Origin of the sequence: Mangrovimonas sp. YM274 (genome assembly GCF_030908385.1) — a bacterium.
GTDB lineage: Bacteria > Bacteroidota > Bacteroidia > Flavobacteriales > Flavobacteriaceae > Mangrovimonas_A.
Window position 1 is genome coordinate 3,435,832 of record NZ_CP133091.1, and the last position, 18,569, is coordinate 3,454,400.

The 18,569-nt window shown below is 37.8% G+C and carries 14 protein-coding genes and 1 tRNA gene; 4 read left to right on the forward strand and 11 right to left on the reverse strand.

All coding sequences use genetic code 11. The features are described from left to right. Positions 1 to 617: 617 nt before the first annotated feature. From RBH95_RS15105 to RBH95_RS15120, 4 genes are all read left to right on the forward strand, one after another. Entirely contained in the window at positions 618 to 4,148 is a 3,531-nt protein-coding gene (locus tag RBH95_RS15105) for a T9SS type A sorting domain-containing protein (protein WP_307900400.1), read from the forward strand. Positions 4,149 to 4,215: 67 nt separating this feature from the next. Then, a complete protein-coding gene (locus tag RBH95_RS15110; RefSeq protein ID WP_307900401.1) occupies positions 4,216 to 4,380 on the forward strand; it encodes a hypothetical protein in 165 nt (54 codons plus the stop codon). Positions 4,381 to 4,400: 20 nt separating this feature from the next. Then, positions 4,401 to 5,297, forward strand: coding sequence for a hypothetical protein (locus tag RBH95_RS15115; protein ID WP_307900402.1), 897 nt, complete (start codon positions 4,401 to 4,403; stop codon positions 5,295 to 5,297). Between the two features lie 270 nt (positions 5,298 to 5,567). After that, positions 5,568 to 6,608: a nucleotidyltransferase family protein gene (locus RBH95_RS15120; protein WP_307900403.1), complete on the forward strand. Its 1,041-nt coding sequence runs from the start codon at positions 5,568 to 5,570 to the stop codon at positions 6,606 to 6,608. Here the strand turns inward: RBH95_RS15120 and RBH95_RS15125 are convergent. The 11 genes from RBH95_RS15125 to mraY all read right to left on the reverse strand — a co-directional run bounded on the left by RBH95_RS15125 (position 6,605) and on the right by mraY (position 18,568). Continuing rightward, complete coding sequence (locus RBH95_RS15125) at positions 6,605 to 7,459, reverse strand: zinc-dependent peptidase (RefSeq protein WP_307900404.1); 855 nt, start codon at positions 7,457 to 7,459, stop codon at positions 6,605 to 6,607. The genes RBH95_RS15120 and RBH95_RS15125 overlap by 4 nt on opposite strands. Positions 7,460 to 7,567: 108 nt before the next feature. Further along, positions 7,568 to 7,641 (reverse strand) — tRNA-Arg (locus RBH95_RS15130). Between the two features lie 17 nt (positions 7,642 to 7,658). Then, a complete protein-coding gene (locus RBH95_RS15135; protein WP_307900405.1) occupies positions 7,659 to 8,108 on the reverse strand; it encodes a GatB/YqeY domain-containing protein in 450 nt (149 codons plus the stop codon). Positions 8,109 to 8,270: 162 nt separating this feature from the next. After that, positions 8,271 to 10,235, reverse strand: a complete 1,965-nt coding sequence (gene ftsZ / locus RBH95_RS15140; protein WP_307900406.1) for a cell division protein FtsZ — start codon at positions 10,233 to 10,235, stop codon at positions 8,271 to 8,273. Between the two features lie 30 nt (positions 10,236 to 10,265). Then, positions 10,266 to 11,612 carry a cell division protein FtsA gene (ftsA, locus tag RBH95_RS15145; protein WP_307900407.1) on the reverse strand — a complete coding sequence of 449 codons (1,347 nt, stop codon included), beginning with the start codon at positions 11,610 to 11,612 and terminating at the stop codon, positions 10,266 to 10,268. A 3-nt stretch (positions 11,613 to 11,615) separates the two neighbouring features. Beyond that, positions 11,616 to 12,338 (reverse strand): cell division protein FtsQ/DivIB, encoded by a 723-nt coding sequence (locus tag RBH95_RS15150; RefSeq protein ID WP_307900408.1) that lies wholly within the window; start codon positions 12,336 to 12,338, stop codon positions 11,616 to 11,618. Next, positions 12,325 to 13,680, reverse strand: coding sequence for a UDP-N-acetylmuramate--L-alanine ligase (gene murC, locus RBH95_RS15155; RefSeq protein WP_307900409.1), 1,356 nt, complete (start codon positions 13,678 to 13,680; stop codon positions 12,325 to 12,327). Before murC ends, RBH95_RS15150 begins: the two co-directional genes overlap by 14 nt. Continuing rightward, positions 13,681 to 14,775 (reverse strand): undecaprenyldiphospho-muramoylpentapeptide beta-N-acetylglucosaminyltransferase, encoded by a 1,095-nt coding sequence (murG, locus tag RBH95_RS15160; protein ID WP_307900410.1) that lies wholly within the window; start codon positions 14,773 to 14,775, stop codon positions 13,681 to 13,683. It lies immediately after the preceding gene. Next, on the reverse strand, positions 14,775 to 15,974 hold the full coding sequence (locus tag RBH95_RS15165; RefSeq protein ID WP_307900411.1) for an FtsW/RodA/SpoVE family cell cycle protein: 1,200 nt from the start codon (positions 15,972 to 15,974) through the stop codon (positions 14,775 to 14,777). The genes murG and RBH95_RS15165 overlap by 1 nt, the downstream gene beginning before the upstream one ends. Positions 15,975 to 15,994: 20 nt before the next feature. Further along, positions 15,995 to 17,326 carry a UDP-N-acetylmuramoyl-L-alanine--D-glutamate ligase gene (gene murD / locus RBH95_RS15170; RefSeq protein WP_307900412.1) on the reverse strand — a complete coding sequence of 444 codons (1,332 nt, stop codon included), beginning with the start codon at positions 17,324 to 17,326 and terminating at the stop codon, positions 15,995 to 15,997. Beyond that, entirely contained in the window at positions 17,327 to 18,568 is a 1,242-nt protein-coding gene (gene mraY, locus RBH95_RS15175) for a phospho-N-acetylmuramoyl-pentapeptide-transferase (protein ID WP_307900413.1), read from the reverse strand. Position 18,569 lies beyond the last annotated feature (1 nt).

Genomic DNA, 18,569 nt, shown 5'->3' on the forward strand with positions numbered 1-18,569 from the left:
CTAGAATGTTATTCTTCCTGACTAAACGGCAATATTACTGCCTTATTTCATTTTATACTATTTCCAATCTAAAGGTTATACACTTTAGCATCTGTCCTAATATTTCTTGCACTGCTTCAAATAACATAAAAAATTCAATTTTATAGCTCTGTCTTCATTTAAATAAACACTCATCAAACCAACCTAAGCCCATAAAGCCATCTAGATTGAATACCTCACAAAACACTGACATCTCCACATCTAGACCAGAATTCAAAAATATTTCAAGTACCTCTCAAGGCAAAGCCTAAAATAACAATCCCCTATTTTGAGGTTTGCACATTTCATTTGTAAAAATAACCCGATTCAAGCAACGAAAAAAATTACACGTCGAAATCATTAAAATTTTAACAATCAATTAGAAACATTAGAAATAACTCATTTTTACACTTAAAAAATATCATTATAATAAAATCAAGTCGCAATAAACTACACTTTCGTCAAAAACCACTTTTATCGTTAAAATCCACATAAAACCGACACAATGCCCAATAGCTGAAATAGTGGAATTTGTCGTTTATAATTCGTATTTTTATATGCATATTTGCTTTTGAATCAACTTTTACAACCAAAATATTATGTCGAAAATTACTTTTTCATTCTTATTCTTGTTGTTTTCAATAAACATAGGCATCGCCCAAGACATTACCTTGGCAGCCATTGATAATGACAATTCTAATGACCCCACCTTAACAGGTAGTGCCCTCTCTTTGTCCTCTGAGGGCTTCACAATAGGCCCTGGCATTTCTCCACAAATAGCAACTGCCGCTTTTACCGCCAACAATTGGGTTGTAAACGGGACAGAAGTAGACGCTACTGAATATTTTCAATGGTCCATAACCGCAGATACAGGTTATGACGTTGTTGTAAATGGTATCCAAATCGAGTTGAGACGAAATATTTCAGGACCCAATAATTATGTAATCCAGTATAGTACTGACAACTTTGCTACTCCAGGTACAATTGCCGGAAGCGGAACGCTTCCTGTAGATTTAACTAATTACAACCCAAACTTCACATCCTTAAACATACCTTCCGGTACAGGTGGCACCATTACCTTTCGCTTATATGCATGGGGAGCAACCTCTAATGCTGGTTGGCTACGTGTAATGAGTGTAAATGCTTGGGACGAACTTGGAATCGAAAATGCTGGGGCCCTAATTACAGGAACCGTAACAGCCAATACCCCCAACAGTACTGAATCGGATATTATAAGTACAGCCTTTGACCCAGAGGACAATTTCGATTACAGAGATTATATTGTTACTACGGGATTAACTACAGAAAACGCCTTACAGATTGGGGAATTTGAAATACGTGACGGGGGAGCTTCTGCACCAGATGCAGATAATCAACCTACTATTCTAACCGATCTTGGATTCACTATTTCCAATTACGAGAATATTGCAACCTTGGCACTTATGGACGCTCTTGGAACTAACGTCGCGGAAATAACCTCTGTTGGTGAAAATACACAGTTTTTGGATATCTCAGGCTTACAAACAGAAGATGACGAATCCAACACCTTTAGCTTGTATGCCACATTCAAGACAGAGGTAACAGATAATGATCAAATTCATGTCACGATTACAGACGCTGCAGCCGATGCTATTAACGGCTCAATTTTTGCGAGTATAGATGCAGGAGGCGCTGCAACCCCGATTACAGGAGATGATAACCGTATAGAGGTTACTGCAGGTCAAATTGTGTTTGACCAACAGCCTACAGACACCAATATTTATGAACTAATGGTACCATATCCAACCTTATTGGCTGTAGATGATAATTTAAATGTAGACTTGGACTACGACTTATCCCTAATTGTTTTCTCTACGGGTGACATGGAACCACCTTCAGGCAGCTACAATTTTGTGGATGGTATTGCAGTATTGGATGCAATTATGTTTACAAGTGAAGATACAGGGGTTATATTATTCGTAAACTCCAACGGCTTCAATGTTACAAGTAGTACCTTTAATGTTAACGGCCCTTTGTTTACTATAGCCCAACAAGATTTTGACGGAAGTACTCCCGAATGGTCTTATACGACAGATTTAGCTTTCTTTGGTTCTTCTTGGGGAGAAGCTTATTACGGAATTGTCGATGCAGCATCGGCTACACCACTAAGCAAACCTGAATTTTCAGGAAATATTTTAGGGATAAACGATTTAAGCAATGGGACTACACCAACAACCTACACTACCATAACCTTTGAAGATGTAGATGTTACTATTTTCAACAATATAATATTGACCTTCGATTGGGAAGTGATTGGCTTTAACAATGATAATGATGATGTACAATATCAATTAGTAATAGATGGTATAGGACAAGGTTATCAATTCCTATTTGAAGGGGACAACAATAGTCTCATTCAAGATGGTTCTGGATCCGAAACCATTGCTATTCCAGACACTGCAAGCACCGTGGGCTTACAAATTCAAATAAGTAACAACAACCTTAATGATTTTGCCGGTTTTGACAACTTTAGACTAAAAACCGCCTTTGACGGTTTGGTATATAGTAACAATAACTGGTTGAACTCTGAAGCTCCAGATGGCACAACAAACTCTGAAAGCGCCTACATTTTAAGCGGGACTTATAATATTGGTACCAATGTTGGTTTAAACCACCTTTTAATCAATGAAGATGCAGCTGTCACCATTTCCCTAGGTCAGTCACTGACTTTAGATGGCAGTATTATCAACAACGGAACTTTGGAACTTAACTCTGTTTCTACTTCTTACTCAAGTTTAATAGTAAATGGCAATGTTGAAGGAAATGTAATTTACAACAGACATGTAAATGAAAACCAAAGTGTAGGCGGTAACGACTTGGTTGCCCCTCCTGTAACAGGCCAATCCTTTGGGGACTTTGCAGAAAATAATGCCAACATTTTATCAAATCCTTCTACTCCTACTCAGAAACTTTTTGGACCATTTGACAAACCGACAGGAAGCTACCTTCTTTACGATTCCCTTACCGATGCCAGTATTATTTTATCGGCAGGTACTGGATACCGAGCAGCTTCCTCTGATTTAGGTGGGTCAACATTCGCATTCGAAGGTTCAGTAATCACTGAGAGTGTGATTTTACCAATAACCAATGTTGGACCATCATTTGCTATGTGGAACTTAATTGGTAATCCTTATCCGTCTTATTTGAATTTATCCGCCTTCTTAAGCGCTAATAATTCCCAGTTCAACACCAACTATTCTGGTATCTATGGCTACGATGGGAACGCACAGGATGGATGGAGCATCTGGAACCAAGCCTATTCTGATGCCCACCCTAATGCTAAATTGACACCTGGTCAAGGTTTCTTCGTGTCTTCTGCCACAAACTCTGGCTCCATAAGCTTCACAACAGCTATGCGTACCACTGGAACAACAGACGATTTTATAGCTGGACGAATGGACAACACAAGTCCTCATAAAGGCTTTTTTAGCTTGGAATTATTCAATGAAAATGATTTTTTCCAAACCGAATTTTATTTGAATGACAATGCAACTCTTGGTTTTGACCAAAATTACGATTCCGCTATTTTTGGAAGCACACCTACATTTTCAATATATTCAAATTTAGTAGAGGACAATGCAAATTTCCCATTGGGAATACAATCATTGCCGGGAACTGTCACGGAAACCACTGTTATTCCTTTAGGCATTCATGCAAATCAAGGAGAACAAATAAGCATTGCTCTTTCCAACTCAACATTGAACCCTGATGTAGAGGTATACCTAGAAGATAACGTAAAGAATGTTTGGACCTTACTAAACAATTCAAACTATACCTTAACACCTAGCGTTAACCTTAGTGGGACAGGAAGATTCTATTTACACCTTTCCGCAAATACTTTAGGTTTGGAACAAAGTGATTTAGACTCTCTTAAAATTATCGCTAGTAACAAAACCATTAAAATAATTGGTAATATACTTAAAGGTACTTCCCTTAAAATTTATGACATCCAAGGACGATTAGTTTTAAGTGAGCATACTTCCAGACATACCACTTCGCATACAATTGATGCAGTATCTTTAAAAAATGGCACTTATATCATAGAAGTTGAAAATGAAAATGGAATAAAAACAAAAAAACTTATTTTATAGTTTATTAAGTTATAACTATTTTGATAATGTAAATATTTTGTTACTTTTGACACAACACGATTGTCTTATGAAAAAAGGGAAACTAAAAGATAATATTACTCGAAAAGAAGCCATATCCAAAATGGGCAAGTATGCAGCTCTTACAGCTATGGGTACCTTTTTAATTTTAACCCCAGCAAGGGCCCAACAGGAATCTTTACCCCCTGATCCCGGAGGCCTACCTTGGGATTAATCAATTAACATTTTCGTTTTTTGAACTCACATTTACAACCTAAATATAAAAGCACGATAGGATCAACTATCGTGCTTTGGTTTTTCAATAGCAACCGTTATGTAGTTGTAGATAATATCACAGGTAAATTTATTGAGGTATTTTTAGCCTCAAATTCTATTGAAGATTTCAAAAATAGGTTATCTATTGAAAGCAAAACAAACTCAAAAGAACTCTATCTTGATATTAAGAATTTTCTAACAGATTGCAATCAAACTAATTTTGAAGAAATTCAAACTGAATACACAAATCATGATCATATAGCCCCACCAAGTAATACCTTTGAATATTCTATTTTCGATCAGAAAATACAAATTAATTATGAATCAACATTTATACAATCTTATTTACATCCTAAGCTAAAACAATTATCGAAAACCCACCTAACCGGAAACACCTGCTCCTTCACTATCACAACAAACAAAAACCATTTATTACTTTTCAAGAACAAAGAGTTCCAGTATGCTTTCCTAAAAAAAGACTATCATAAGCTTCAAGGAAAATTTAATTTTTTGTTGTTATGTGAGCTTTACAATAAACAAGAATCAGATTGGTTGGGAACCTTTCATGCCTCCACCTTAGGCAATGAAAAAGAGGCTATCATGTTAATAGGCGACTCGGGGAATGGAAAAAGTACTTTAAGTGCTCTTCTTATGGCTCATGGTTTGGATTTAATATCCGATGACATAACAGCTATGCTAGCTGACAATTTACATGTCTACAGAAACCCAAATGCTATTTCTATCAAACAGGGAGCTTTTGAGGTGCTCAAACCATATTTCCAAAAACTGGATTCCTACGATGATGTTTTCATCAATAAAACCAAAGGGTACGTGAAATATATCCCGCCTTCTAACACCAACCCTAAAAAAATTTGATTTCCCTTGCAATAAGATAGTCCTAGTAAAATATGACCAAAATACACCTAGCACTTCGCTATCAGAATTAAATCCAGCTAAAGCCCTCGAAACGCTCATACCTGAATCTTGGATTTCACCAAATCCTGAGCATGCTAGATTGTTTTTGAATTGGCTGGAGTCTGTAGAATTTTATTCATTAACCTATAACAACAACGACCAAGCTATCACTACCTTTAACTCGTTATTTTCGAATTAATCGTATATTACCTTTCAATAACCGAAGCATCTATGCCCTCTTTAAAACCGACATTTTTTAGGATTGCGCATATCTTAAGTTTTGAATCTGATAATTCTAAATTACAACAGGAGTTATCCTCTCCTGACATGGATTGGGACAACTTAGTGAGAGTTGCAAGCAGCCACCTAATTCTTCCGGCTATTTATAATAGATTAAGAACAAAAAATTTACTCGGCACACTTCCTGAAGACCTTGTTTTATACCTAGAAGAAATCAACAAATTAAACCTAGAGCGAAACAAACAAATCTTTTCTGAAATAGAATTTATAAGTCAGTTATTCTCCAAATACCAAATCAACCATGTATTTTTAAAAGGTGCTGCGATGTTAGCCAGCGGATTATACAAAAGTTTATCAGAACGAATGGTTGGAGATATTGATATATTGATACAAGAAAACCAAATTGAACAAGCTTTTGAGCTCCTCAAAAACCAAGGCTACAACAAGCTATTTAAATTTAATTACGAGGTTAAAAATTACCGGCACTACCCTAGACAAGTTTCAGAAAATAGATTAGCTGCAGTCGAATTACACACAGGTTTGTTAAAATTTGCACATAATCAATTAATAGATCTGGATAAAATGCTACAAACCAAGCAAAGTGTAAATGGCATTTCAATACCCAGCAACTTTTATCTCAACTTACATAACATATTAAGCTGGCAAATTAACGACCATGGCTTCTTTTATAACCGCCTTTCACTTAAGAATAGCTATGACAGCCTTGTTCTTGGTCTATATCAGAATAAAGATTTGTTATCATCCCTTCTTCCCATTAAACATTGTACTGCCTACATTTGTTTAAACGCCGTCATATTTGAAGAATACAGCCATATAAAATTCAATAGCAACCTCAAATTAAAACAGTATAACTACCTTAACTCTTTAAAGCATCAAGGTTATGCAATGGTCAATTACAACCTAAAATACGCCTACATTAACGCAAAGAAAAGAGTGGTTACCTTTACAACTAACAAGAGTTACAGAAGTCATATTCTCAAAAATAAGTTTTTCAATAGAAACAAACACTAGTACCCCGCAAAGTGGAAATTTAGCATCTGCTTGGTCTTATCATAAATTTCAGGAAACAAGGATTGAAACTCTTTAGGCGTCTCTATAAAGGTTTCAATAATAACCGCTATAAACTCAAATTGGTTGGTATAGGCATAATTCCTAAAATATTCCGACTCAATGAGCGCTTTACGTAACCCTTCATCCTTTGCCAACAAATCAATCAATTCCTTGAATGAATCCGCAAAAATTGTTGCACTCACATCCTTTTCCTTGTAACTATTTAAATGAATGGCATGAGCAAATTCGTGTATACCCAAGTTTAAATTGTCATTTTCAATTTCATAGCCTGCTTCAAAATCTTTCCAAGACAATACCAAAGCCTGCAATTTGGGGTTAAATTCTCCCTTATGATAAGATTCGTTCATATTAGAATAGAAGGCTTCTGGATAAATAAAAATTTTATCAATAAGACCTATATAAAAATCTCTAAACCCAAAAGTTAACATAACAGCAGTGGCGGAAATAAGCACCTTCATCTCCTCTGACACCTTAACACCCCCTCTTCCAATAAAATCCTTGTCTGCAATAAAGGAAGCTACCCTATGCTCAAAAAAACGTTGTTGTTTTGGGTACAACTTTTTGTAAAATGTAAATTTATTTCGAAGAATGGCTCGCTGGCTCTTATTTAAGGATTTCAGCAAAAAGGGAACATGTACATATAACGGCCTTTTATAGGCTATTACATACCTGAATTCCACCATGCGCCACACAAAATAAATAAGCATGAATAGAAGCCCTACTAAAAACACACCCAATATATTAGAATCTACCCCCTCCAAAATAGTAATCAATTTGTAATTCAATTTCACAAATAACGTGAATTACCTTGATAGATTATATAAAAAATAGCAATCGTCATTTTTTTTTGTTAAATCTCAAAAAAAAGCCCAACACCAATGATGTTGAGCTTTAACTAGTGACCGCGGAGGGATTCGAACCCCCAACCCTCAGAGCCGAAATCTGATATTCTATCCAGTTGAACTACGCAGCCATTTCCAAGTTATTGTCTTAGGACAATTTTGATTTTACTATAGTAGCAATGGTTTTTCCATCAGCTTTTCCAGCCAATTCTTGATTAACCACTCCCATTACTTTTCCCATATCCTTCATTCCTTCAGCTCCAACCTTGGCGATAGCAGCTATAACAACAGCCTCTACTTCTTCCTCGCTCAATTGCTCAGGTAAAAATTGACTGATCACTTCAGCCTGCGCCAATTCCGGTTCTGCCAAATCCTCTCTATTTTGCTCCTTAAAAATAGCCGCACTATCCTTACGTTGCTTTACAAGTTTAGAAACAATTTTCAACTCTTGCTCCTCTGTAAGACCTTCTGCCGACCCAGACTCTGTCTGTGCCAATAAAATCTCAGATTTAATAGCTCTTAACGCTGCCAAAGCTGTTTGATCCTTGGCTTTCATTGCTGTTTTCATAGCAACCATTACATCTCCTTGTAAACTCATAATTGGGTATTTTATTGAATTGCGAAGATAATAAAAAATAAAGATTGAATCCGATAGAATCCACATGGAAAACTAAGTGTTTTACCAAATAAAAAACCCGGAAAGCCACCATAATACCTCCCGGGTTTGACACAAGTGTGAAACACTAAACTAAATTTGCTATTAATCTACGTTGTCGTGTAAAAATGAATTGTTACTTCTTAACTGAATGTCATCGTTGTCGTCAGTTCCAACGGACATCCTGGAAGCATTGGTTTCAGAAGAGTGTTGAGACTCTTCCAAATTCACACCCTGTCGTTTGTAAGCAGGTTCTTTTTCTATTTCGTCAATCTTTGCTGTATTGAATTTATAGTTGAAATCCTTCATTTTACGACGTCTCTCATCAGCACGCTCCTTTAGCAAGTCTGAGATAGGACTGTTCATAGGGTCCAATTCTTCAACTTCTCTTTTTTGAGGTTGTTCCGGCTGTACCACCTTACGCTCAAAAACAATATCTTCTTCTACCTTTTGCTCCTTTTTAACTTTTGTTTGACCATTTGAAGCCTCATCATCCATAAAATCGTCCAAAGCATAACGTTTTTCTCCATTTTCATTGGCTTCAGTTACAGGAACCACCTCAATATGGTCGTTTACTTTTATGTTTTTGATCTCTCTAATGCTTCTTATTTCATCATCAAGATTGAATAACATTTTAGGTTCATTGCCCATTGGATGCTTAGGTTTTTCCTCCTTTTTAGAAGGAGAAAGCGGCAAATCGAATGTTAAGGATATTTGCTCTTCCTGCTCATATTCTTTTGGAGCTTTCTTTTCTTCCTGCACCTCTTGAACTGGCGTAATGATAAAATCTTCTTCACTCATGGTTTTGTGATCCAACACTTCCTCATAAGACACATTGATGTTTCTTATAAATTCTGTAGTTGGAATCAATTCAGAATGCGTCTCGGGTTGTGACACCTCTTCCTCTTCTTCCTCATCCATTAAAGTATGCACCACCATTTTAGGAGCTTTAGGCTCTTCTTTTTCCAAAACAATATCTGGAGTAATGATCGCCGGATCTTGTTCCTTCACCTTTACTTCATCTTTATCATCTTCAAGGGCGTGCACTACCTTTTTTATTTCGGTATTTGAAATTTCGTGTTGTTGATCAATATTAAACCCAGTAGCAATAATGGTTACAGAAATAGATTCTTGAAGCGACTCATCTTCACCAACCCCCATAATGATATTAGCACCATGTCCAGCTTCGTTTTGAATATGATCATTGATTTCTCCAATTTCATCTATAGTAATTTCCTGAGATCCAGAAACGATAAGCAACAATACGTTTTTGGCTCCAGTAATTTTATTATCGTTCAACAATGGCGAATCCAAAGCTTTCATAATAGCTTCCTGTGCACGCGTTTTCCCTGACGCACTAGCCGATCCCATTATAGCAGTTCCACTATTGCTCAATACGGTTTTGGCGTCACGTAAATCGATGTTTTGGGTATAGTGATGCGTAATTACCTCTGCAATACCTCTTGACGCAGTCGACAAGACTTCATCTGCTTTGGAAAATCCTGCCTTAAACCCTAGGTTACCATAAACTTCACGCAGTTTGTTGTTATTGATAACTATTAAAGAATCTACATGACTTCTCAGTTTTTCAATTCCTTTTTGGGCTTGTTCGTTTCTTGTCTTTCCCTCAAATTGAAAAGGCATGGTCACAATTCCCACAGTTAAAACATCCAGTTCTTTCGATAATTTGGCGATTACAGGAGCTGCTCCAGTACCAGTTCCTCCGCCCATTCCCGCAGTAATAAATACCATTTTTGTATTGGTATCCAACATGCGTTTGATATCTTCTAAACTTTCCAAAGCAGCTTGCTCCCCTACTTCTGGGTTGGCACCTGCTCCTAATCCTTCGGTTAAATTAACTCCTAATTGGATCTTGTTTGGGACACCGCTATTTTGCAGTGCTTGAGAGTCGGTATTACAAATCACAAAGTCAACACCCTTGATTCCTTGCTGGAACATGTGGTTAATGGCGTTGCTTCCTCCACCTCCAACACCAATCACCTTGATAACGTTGGATTGGTTTTTTGGTAAATCGAATGCAATATTCCCAAATTCGTTGTTGTTGCTCATATAATTAGTTCTTTACTGGATTTATATTAATTATTCTGCGTTATCTAAAAAATCTTTAACTCGTTCCGTTAGTTTGTCCAAAAAGGATTTTCGCTCCTTTCTAGGCGGTTCAACAGGTTGCTCTTGTTCTTCTTCTGTCGCTTCCGAAGCAGGTTCAACTTTGGTTTCTTCAACCATTTCTTGTTCCTCAGCCTCCTTTTCTACCCTTCTACGTTCTTGACGCTTTAAGCCGTCCATAACCAAACCAACCGCTGTAGCATATAGAGGGCTTGCCACATCTTCGTCACTATCTCCTGCCAAATGTTCATTAGGATATCCTATTCTGGTATCCATCCCTGTAATATATTCCACCAATTGCTTTAAGTGCTTTAATTGGGCGCCACCACCTGTTAACACAATTCCGGCAATTAGTTTCTTTTTTTGTTCTTCGTGTCCGTAGTTTTTGATTTCTACATAGACTTGCTCTATGATCTCAACTACTCGCGCATGGATGATCTTAGACAGGTTTTTCAAGGTAATTTCCTTAGGTTCCCTTCCTCTCAGACCTGGAATAGAGACAATCTCATTATCCTTATTCTCTCCTGGCCATGCCGATCCAAATTTTATTTTTAACAATTCGGCCTGCTTTTCGATAATTGAACAGCCCTCCTTGATATCTTCAGTAATCACATTTCCTCCAAAAGGAATTACCGCCGTATGACGAATAATCCCATCTTTGAAAACGGCCAAATCCGTAGTACCTCCTCCTATATCGATAAGTGCTACACCGGCTTCCTTTTCTTCTTGACTCAAAACAGCATTGGCAGATGCCAATGGCTCCAAAGTAATCCCTTCGAGCTCCAATCCAGAACTCTTGACACATCGACCAATATTTCTAATAGACGATACTTGTCCTACCACCACATGAAAATTAGCTTCCAAGCGGCCTCCGTACATCCCAATAGGCTCCTTGATCTCCGCTTGACCATCAACCTTATATTCCTGTGGTAATACATGGATAATCTCTTCTCCCGGCAACATCACCAATTTATGAACCTGATTAATTAACATATCAATATCTTCGTCATCTATAACCTTATCGGAATTTGGACGAGTAATATAATCACTGTGCTGCAAGCTTCTGATATGCTGTCCTGCAATACCTACAGTTACCCCTTCAATTTTATAGCCTGATTCAGTCTCGGCTTCTTGAACCGCCTGTTGAATGGATTGAATGGTTTGGGTAATGTTATTAACCACACCTCTGTGCACACCTAAGCTTTTGGATTTTCCAATTCCAAGAATCTCAACCTTCCCGTAATCATTTTTACGGCCAATCATAGCCACAATTTTTGTGGTCCCTATGTCTAATCCTACTGAAATTTTATTGTTTTCCATTCTTTACTTTTTGGTGCAGATGACCTGATTATCAAATTTTAAGTTCACCGTGCTGTAACTGTCAAGGGTTTTATCTTTATAGGCCTTCTGGTAAAATGCCTTGAGATTGTTTATTTTCTTATCCAATTTTTTCAAACTACCAAACTTTATTACAAAGTCGTTCAACCTAAACTTCACATCTATGGATTTGTCTCCGTTTTGATGAATTTCAACAACATGCTGCCTTAGAAATTGATCTGTATAAACTTTGTTAGCAATCTTGTATACGTTCTGCAAGTCATTCTTGAGCACATTTCCAGTAACTATTGGTACTCTTGCCGAATAATTTGCAGACAAAGGCATGTAGGAACCTTCGGTATCTATGTAATAGGATGCGTTTGTATTTACTCGAGCAATAGGTTGTTTTTGCTCAATTTCTGTGGTGATCACTCCATCAACACTCATAAATACTTGAGCCTCCTTTATTAACGGGTTGGAATTCAGGGCAGTCTCCAAGTATTTCAAATCTATAATTTCTTTAGGCTTGTTTGCAATAGGTTGTTCATTTTGTATTAACAACTTACTAACAGTCTGAGGTGTAATGAATAAGTTATCGTCACCTAAAAAATTAATTTCAGGTGTACCAACCTTCCGCTTCGCATTTCTTACAGAGGAAAATGCAAACAGCCCACTCACCATAATGAGCACGATCATCAACTTTATATTTCCTTTGTTAATTCGCAACACTTAACGCCTGTTTTATAGATTGCACTTCTTCTCCTATATCGCCTGCCCCCAATGTTAAAATCACGGTGGCTTCGGATTCCTTTATAGCCGAAATCAATTCCGGTTTTTCAACCAAAGACTTATGGCTGTTTGATACTTTATCCAACAACCATTGCGACGTCACCCCTTCAATTGGCAACTCCCTAGCCGGATAAATGTCCAATAATAGCAATTCATCAAATTTTGACAACTGTTCGGCAAATTCATCTGCAAAATCTCGCGTTCTACTGAATAAATGGGGTTGAAACACCGCCAAGACCATTTGCCCTGGATACATTTCCCTTACAGCTTCATATACCGCTCTAATTTCTTCTGGATGATGCGCATAGTCATCAATGAATACCCTATCATTTGTTTTAATATGATAGGTAAATCTACGTTTAACCCCCTTATAAGACGCTAATGCTTTGGCGAGCTGCTGGCGAGGGACTCCATATTCTGCAGACATCGCCAAGGCAATTAACGCATTCGACAGATTGTGTCTACCAGGTAGGTTAAATTTGAAATCTTCAAGAATGGTTCCATTAGGTGTTTTTACATCAAACACATAAGCCCCATCTTCTATTCTAATATTTTGTGCAGCATAGTCGGAATCATCCTCTATGCCGTATGTTATTCCTTTTAAAGGCAAACCATTTCTAACAAACAGTTTCCCCTCTGGTTTCAACTGCTTTGTAAACTGTACAAAAGATTCATGAATTGCCTCCTTTTCTCCATAAATATCCAAATGATCTGCATCCATGGAGGTGATACAGGCCATATCTGGAAATAAGGTCAAAAAGGACCTATCAAATTCATCGGCTTCCACAACGGTCACCTTAGTTCCCTCCAAAATCAAGTTGGAATTGTAATTTTGACTGATACCTCCTAAAAAAGCGGTTACTTCAACCCCACATTCCTTCAACAAATGCCCTAGTATACTGGTGGTGGTGGTTTTTCCATGCGTTCCCGCTACAGCTAGACAGAAGGTTTGCTTAGTAATTTCTCCCAACACCGCCGAACGCTTCATTACCATAAAACCATTGGACTTGAAATATTCCAATTCTTTGTGATCTTTTGGCACCGCAGGAGTATACACTACTAAAGTATTTTCAGAATTTAGAAAACGCTCATCAATTTGATCTACAGCATCTTCAAAATGTACTTTAATATCGAGTTCTTCCAAAGCAACTGTCACTTCGGTTTTGGTTTTATCATACCCAGCCACATACTTATTGTTGGCCGCAAAATATCGCGCCAAAGCACTCATGCCAATGCCCCCAATTCCTATAAAATAGACGTTATGTATGTGTTTAAATTCCATTTATTTCTTTAAAAGCTTTTCAACTTCATCCACAATGTCCTTGGTAGCATTTACCAAAGCCAATGTCTTAATATGTTTACTTAACGATTCTCTTTCCTCTTTTGAACCCAATAATTTTGAGAACTCAGGTTGAAAATCGGTATCTAGGTCTTGTTCTTTTATCATTACCGCAGCCTGTTTTTCAACAATGGCCATGGCATTTTTAGTTTGATGGTCTTCGGCTACATTTGGTGACGGAATAAAAATCACTGGTTTTCCAACCACACATAATTCTGACACCGAACTTGCACCTGCTCTGGAAATGATGACATCCGCCGCAGCATAAGCCATATCCATATTGTTCAAAAATGGATGCACCTGTACACCTTCCATTTCATTGTAGCGTTTGTATTGCTGATAATACAACTTGCCACATTGCCAAATTATCTGGACATTTTGCTCATGCAAATACTCCAGTTGGCTTTCCACCAATTCATTTATTCTTCTAGCCCCAAGACTCCCTCCCAAAACTAACAAAGTATGTTTACCATGTTTTAATTTGAAGATGTCTTTGGCTTCAATCGTTTTATTGTCAATTTCCAATAAATCCTGACGGATTGGATTTCCCGTTTTTACCAATTTTTCCTTTGGAAAAAAACGCTCCAAACCATCATAGGCCACACATATTTTATCCACCTTCTTAGCCAAAAGCTTATTGGTGATTCCTGGAAAGGAATTCTGCTCTTGGATCAAACTTGGAATATGCTTGGAAGACGCTACATACAGTAACGCCCCACTGGCAAATCCACCAGTACCAATAACGATATCAGGCTTAAAACTTTTTATAATTTTTCGGGAACGCAATAAGCTAAGTCCCAATTTAAAAGGAAACATGGCATTTTTGAAAGTCAACTTGCGTTGAATTCCAGAAATCCACAACCCTTCAATAGAATATCCTGCCTGAGGCACCTTTTCCATCTCCATTCTATCACTAGCACCCACAAACAAGAATTTAGCCTTGGGGTAACGGGACTTCAATTCATTTGCAATGGCAATGGCAGGATAGATATGACCTCCTGTGCCGCCTCCAGACAATATGATTTTATAGTTCCCCATTATATCGCTTCACTTAAAATTTCAAGTGGATTTTCCTCTATATTTATTTCTTCTTGCTCCTTTACCCCTTCTCGCTGAGCACTCACGCTCAAAATGATACCAACCGCCAAACAAGTCATCCAAATTGAGGTCCCCCCGCTACTTATAAGCGGAAGGGTTTGCCCCGTAACAGGAAACAGTTCGACAGCAACTGCCATATTGATTAGTGCCTGAAATACAATTGGCAAACCAACACCAAGCACCAATAATTTCCCAAAGACAGTATCAGACTTTTGGGATACAATCACGATTCTAAACAAAAACCACGAGTACATTAACAACAAAAACAACCCACCTAAAAGGCCGTACTCTTCAATGATGATTGCAAAGATGAAATCGGATGATGACTGTGGCAAAAAGTTCTTTTGAACGCTTTTACCTGGTCCAACTCCCTGGATGCCTCCAGACGCAATGGCTATTTTGGCTTTTTCTATTTGATAATCTTCTTCGGTGTCTTCACCATTGGAGAAATTTTCTATACGGCTGATCCACGTGTCAACCCTATTGGGCATTAAATCGGGGAATGCCTTTGCTACCAAAACAAAGAATGCCAAAGCTAAAATTCCAGAACCTACTATAACTGCCAAATACCGTATGGGGTACCCACCAACAAAGGTCAGTACCAATACCATAGCAAACATTATGGCTGTTGTTGAAAAATTCGCCGGCAAAATTAATATTAATACTAAGAAAACAGGCATCCAAAGCGGCAAAATACTTTCCTTAAAGGACACTTTTTTATCCTGAATTTTGGAAAGGTATCTAGCAACGTAAACCATTAACACTACAAAAGCCAATGTGGAAGTTTGAAATGACATCCCGACGATTGGAATTTGTATCCATCTACTGGCATTAGCTCCCTCAATAGTAGTTCCCTGAAGCATTGTAACAACCAACAATACCAAAACAACAGGCAACATTACCATAGATAATCCCCGAAAATAGCGATAAGGGATTTTATGGGTACCATACATGATTACAAAGCCCAAAAGCAAATGCACAAAATGCTTCACAAAAAATGTAAATGTGCTTCCCCCACCCACAGTATATGCCAAATTACTGGAAGCACTGTAAACAGGAAGGAATGAGAAAATTGCCAACAAAGCCACTATAGCCCATATTAAACGATCTCCTTTTATATTTTTATACAATTTTTGCACGCTACTGCTTACTTTATAATTTATAGATTTCTAACCGCTTCTTTAAATTGACGACCGCGATCTTCATAGTTTTCAAACAAATCGAAACTCGCACAAGCAGGTGATAGTAATACATTGTCTCCAGCCTCTGCCAGCTTGTATGCCATTTTAACGGCCTCTGTCATACTCTGGGTTTCCACAACAACATCTACCATACCAGAGAAACTATCCATTAATTTTTGATTGTCTACACCTAAACAAATGATGGCTTTTACCCTTTCGTTTACAAATCGGAACAATTCTTCATAATTGTTTCCTTTATCCTCTCCCCCAACAATCCATACCGTAGGTGCATCCATACTTTCCAAAGCAAAATAGGTTGCATTTACATTGGTAGCTTTGGAGTCATTTATATACTGTACTTTATTTATTTTAAGCACATTTTCCAATCGGTGCTCCACACCTTGAAAGTTCTCCAAACTTTCACGTACCGTTTGTTTTCTAATTCTTAGTAAATGCGCCACTGTGGAGGCCGCCATGGCGTTCTTCACATTGTGTTTACCTTCTAGTGCTATACTTTTTGTAGGCATAATTATATGGTTGTTATCAATTGTTATTTTAATATTTTCATTGTCTAAATAGGCGCCATTCTCCAGAGTTTTCGTCAAAGAAAACGGCAATAATCTTGATTGTACAGGATGCCTCTCTAACCATTCATTGATTACCTCGTCATCGGCATCGTAGATCAGGTAATCATCCTTAGTCTGGTTCATGACGATTCTAAATTTGGATTCGATATAATTTTCAAACTTATAATCGTACCTATCCAAATGATCAGGGGTAATGTTGGTGATCACGGCAATATGCGGTTTGAAATCCACGATATCATCCAGTTGAAAACTACTAATCTCCAAAACATAGTTGGGATAGTCCTTTTCCAGAATCTGTTTTGCAAAACTATCGCCAATGTTTCCCGCCAATCCAACTTCCAGTTCCTGTTTGAGAATGTGATGGGTCAACGACGCAGTGGTTGTTTTACCATTACTCCCTGTGATTCCGACAATAGTAGCATCGGTATATCTTGATGCAAATTCTATTTCCGAAATCACGGGAACGCTGGCTGCTATTAACCGTCCTATCAAATTCACTTTATTAGGAATACCTGGACTTTTCATTACTAGGTCTGCATTGAGAATCTTAGCTTCTGTGTGCTGCTCTTCCTCCCAATCAATCTCATGATGTATAAGAACCTGTTTATATTTTTCTTTTATCGTTCCCTTATCGGAAACAAATACTTCAAAACCTTTTGCTTTACCTAAAAGCGCCGTTCCTACGCCACTTTCGCCGCCTCCAAGAATGACCAATCGTTTCATCTATCTAATTTTCAAGGTCACTATGGACAGTATGGCCAACAATATTCCCACAATCCAAAATCGCGTTACAATCTTACTTTCGTGATAGCCCGATTTTTGATAGTGGTGATGCAAAGGCGACATCTTAAAAATGCGTCGGCCTTCACCAAATTTCTTCTTCGTATACTTGAAATAACTTACCTGCAATACCACCGATAAATTTTCAGCAAGGAAGATTCCACACAACACTGGGATTAACCATTCTTTTCTAACTGCTATGGCTATTACAGCGATAATTCCCCCTATAGTCAAACTACCGGTATCCCCCATAAACACCTGAGCAGGATACGTGTTGTACCACAAGAATCCTATTAACGCCCCAACAAATGCCGTAATGTAAATGGTAATCTCCTCCACCCTTGGTATGTACATAATGTTGAGATAATCAGAAAAAATAATGTTACCCGATACCCAGGCAAAAATTCCCAAAGTGAGCACTATGATTGCCGAGGTTCCCGCTGCCAAACCATCAATTCCATCGGTTAGGTTCGCCCCGTTAGACACTGCAGTAATAATAAAAATGGCCACGACCACAAATACAATCCAAGCATATTGTTTCAAATCTGGATGAATCCATGTAATTAAATCGGCATAATCAAACTCATTTCCTTTCACAAAAGGAATGGTTGTTTTTGTAGACTTTTCCTCTTCCTGAAACAACTTTGAAGGCGACACGTTAGGATCTTGTTTCAAAATTTCTTGTTGCTGAGCTAATGGCAGCTTTTCCTTAATCGTTACATTATCATTGAAATACAGCGCAGTACCAACGATAACACCCAAACCAATCTGTCCCATCACTTTAAAACGCCCCTTTAGCCCTTCTTTATCATTTTTGAATTTCTTGATATAATCATCAATAAACCCAATGGCTCCCATCCAAACCGTGGTAACAATCAACAACAAAATGTATACGTTATCCAATTTTGCCAATAAAAGCACCGGAATCAAAGTCGCCATAATGATAATGATTCCTCCCATAGTTGGCGTTCCTGCCTTTTCAACTTGGCCTTCAAGACCTAAATCCCTAATGGTTTCACCCACCTGTTGTTTACGCAGAAAATTGATAATACGCTTTCCATAAATGGTAGAAATCAACAGAGACAAAATAATGGCAATTGCCGCCCTGAATGTTAGATACCCAAAGAGTGATGCCCCAGGAAACTGGAATTCTTTTTCTAAATATTCAAATAGGTAATACAACATT

Coding starts and splice junctions, on each gene's coding strand:
- mraY (WP_307900413.1), bottom strand. CDS start 18,568: ATGTTGTATTACCTATTTGAATATTTAGAAAAAGAATTCCAGTTTCCT.
- murG (WP_307900410.1), bottom strand. CDS start 14,775: ATGGGGAACTATAAAATCATATTGTCTGGAGGCGGCACAGGAGGTCAT.
- murD (WP_307900412.1), bottom strand. CDS start 17,326: ATGAAACGATTGGTCATTCTTGGAGGCGGCGAAAGTGGCGTAGGAACG.
- RBH95_RS15120 (WP_307900403.1), top strand. CDS start 5,568: ATGCCCTCTTTAAAACCGACATTTTTTAGGATTGCGCATATCTTAAGT.
- RBH95_RS15135 (WP_307900405.1), bottom strand. CDS start 8,108: ATGAGTTTACAAGGAGATGTAATGGTTGCTATGAAAACAGCAATGAAA.
- ftsZ (WP_307900406.1), bottom strand. CDS start 10,235: ATGAGCAACAACAACGAATTTGGGAATATTGCATTCGATTTACCAAAA.
- murC (WP_307900409.1), bottom strand. CDS start 13,680: ATGGAATTTAAACACATACATAACGTCTATTTTATAGGAATTGGGGGC.
- ftsA (WP_307900407.1), bottom strand. CDS start 11,612: ATGGAAAACAATAAAATTTCAGTAGGATTAGACATAGGGACCACAAAA.
- RBH95_RS15110 (WP_307900401.1), top strand. CDS start 4,216: ATGAAAAAAGGGAAACTAAAAGATAATATTACTCGAAAAGAAGCCATA.
- RBH95_RS15105 (WP_307900400.1), top strand. CDS start 618: ATGTCGAAAATTACTTTTTCATTCTTATTCTTGTTGTTTTCAATAAAC.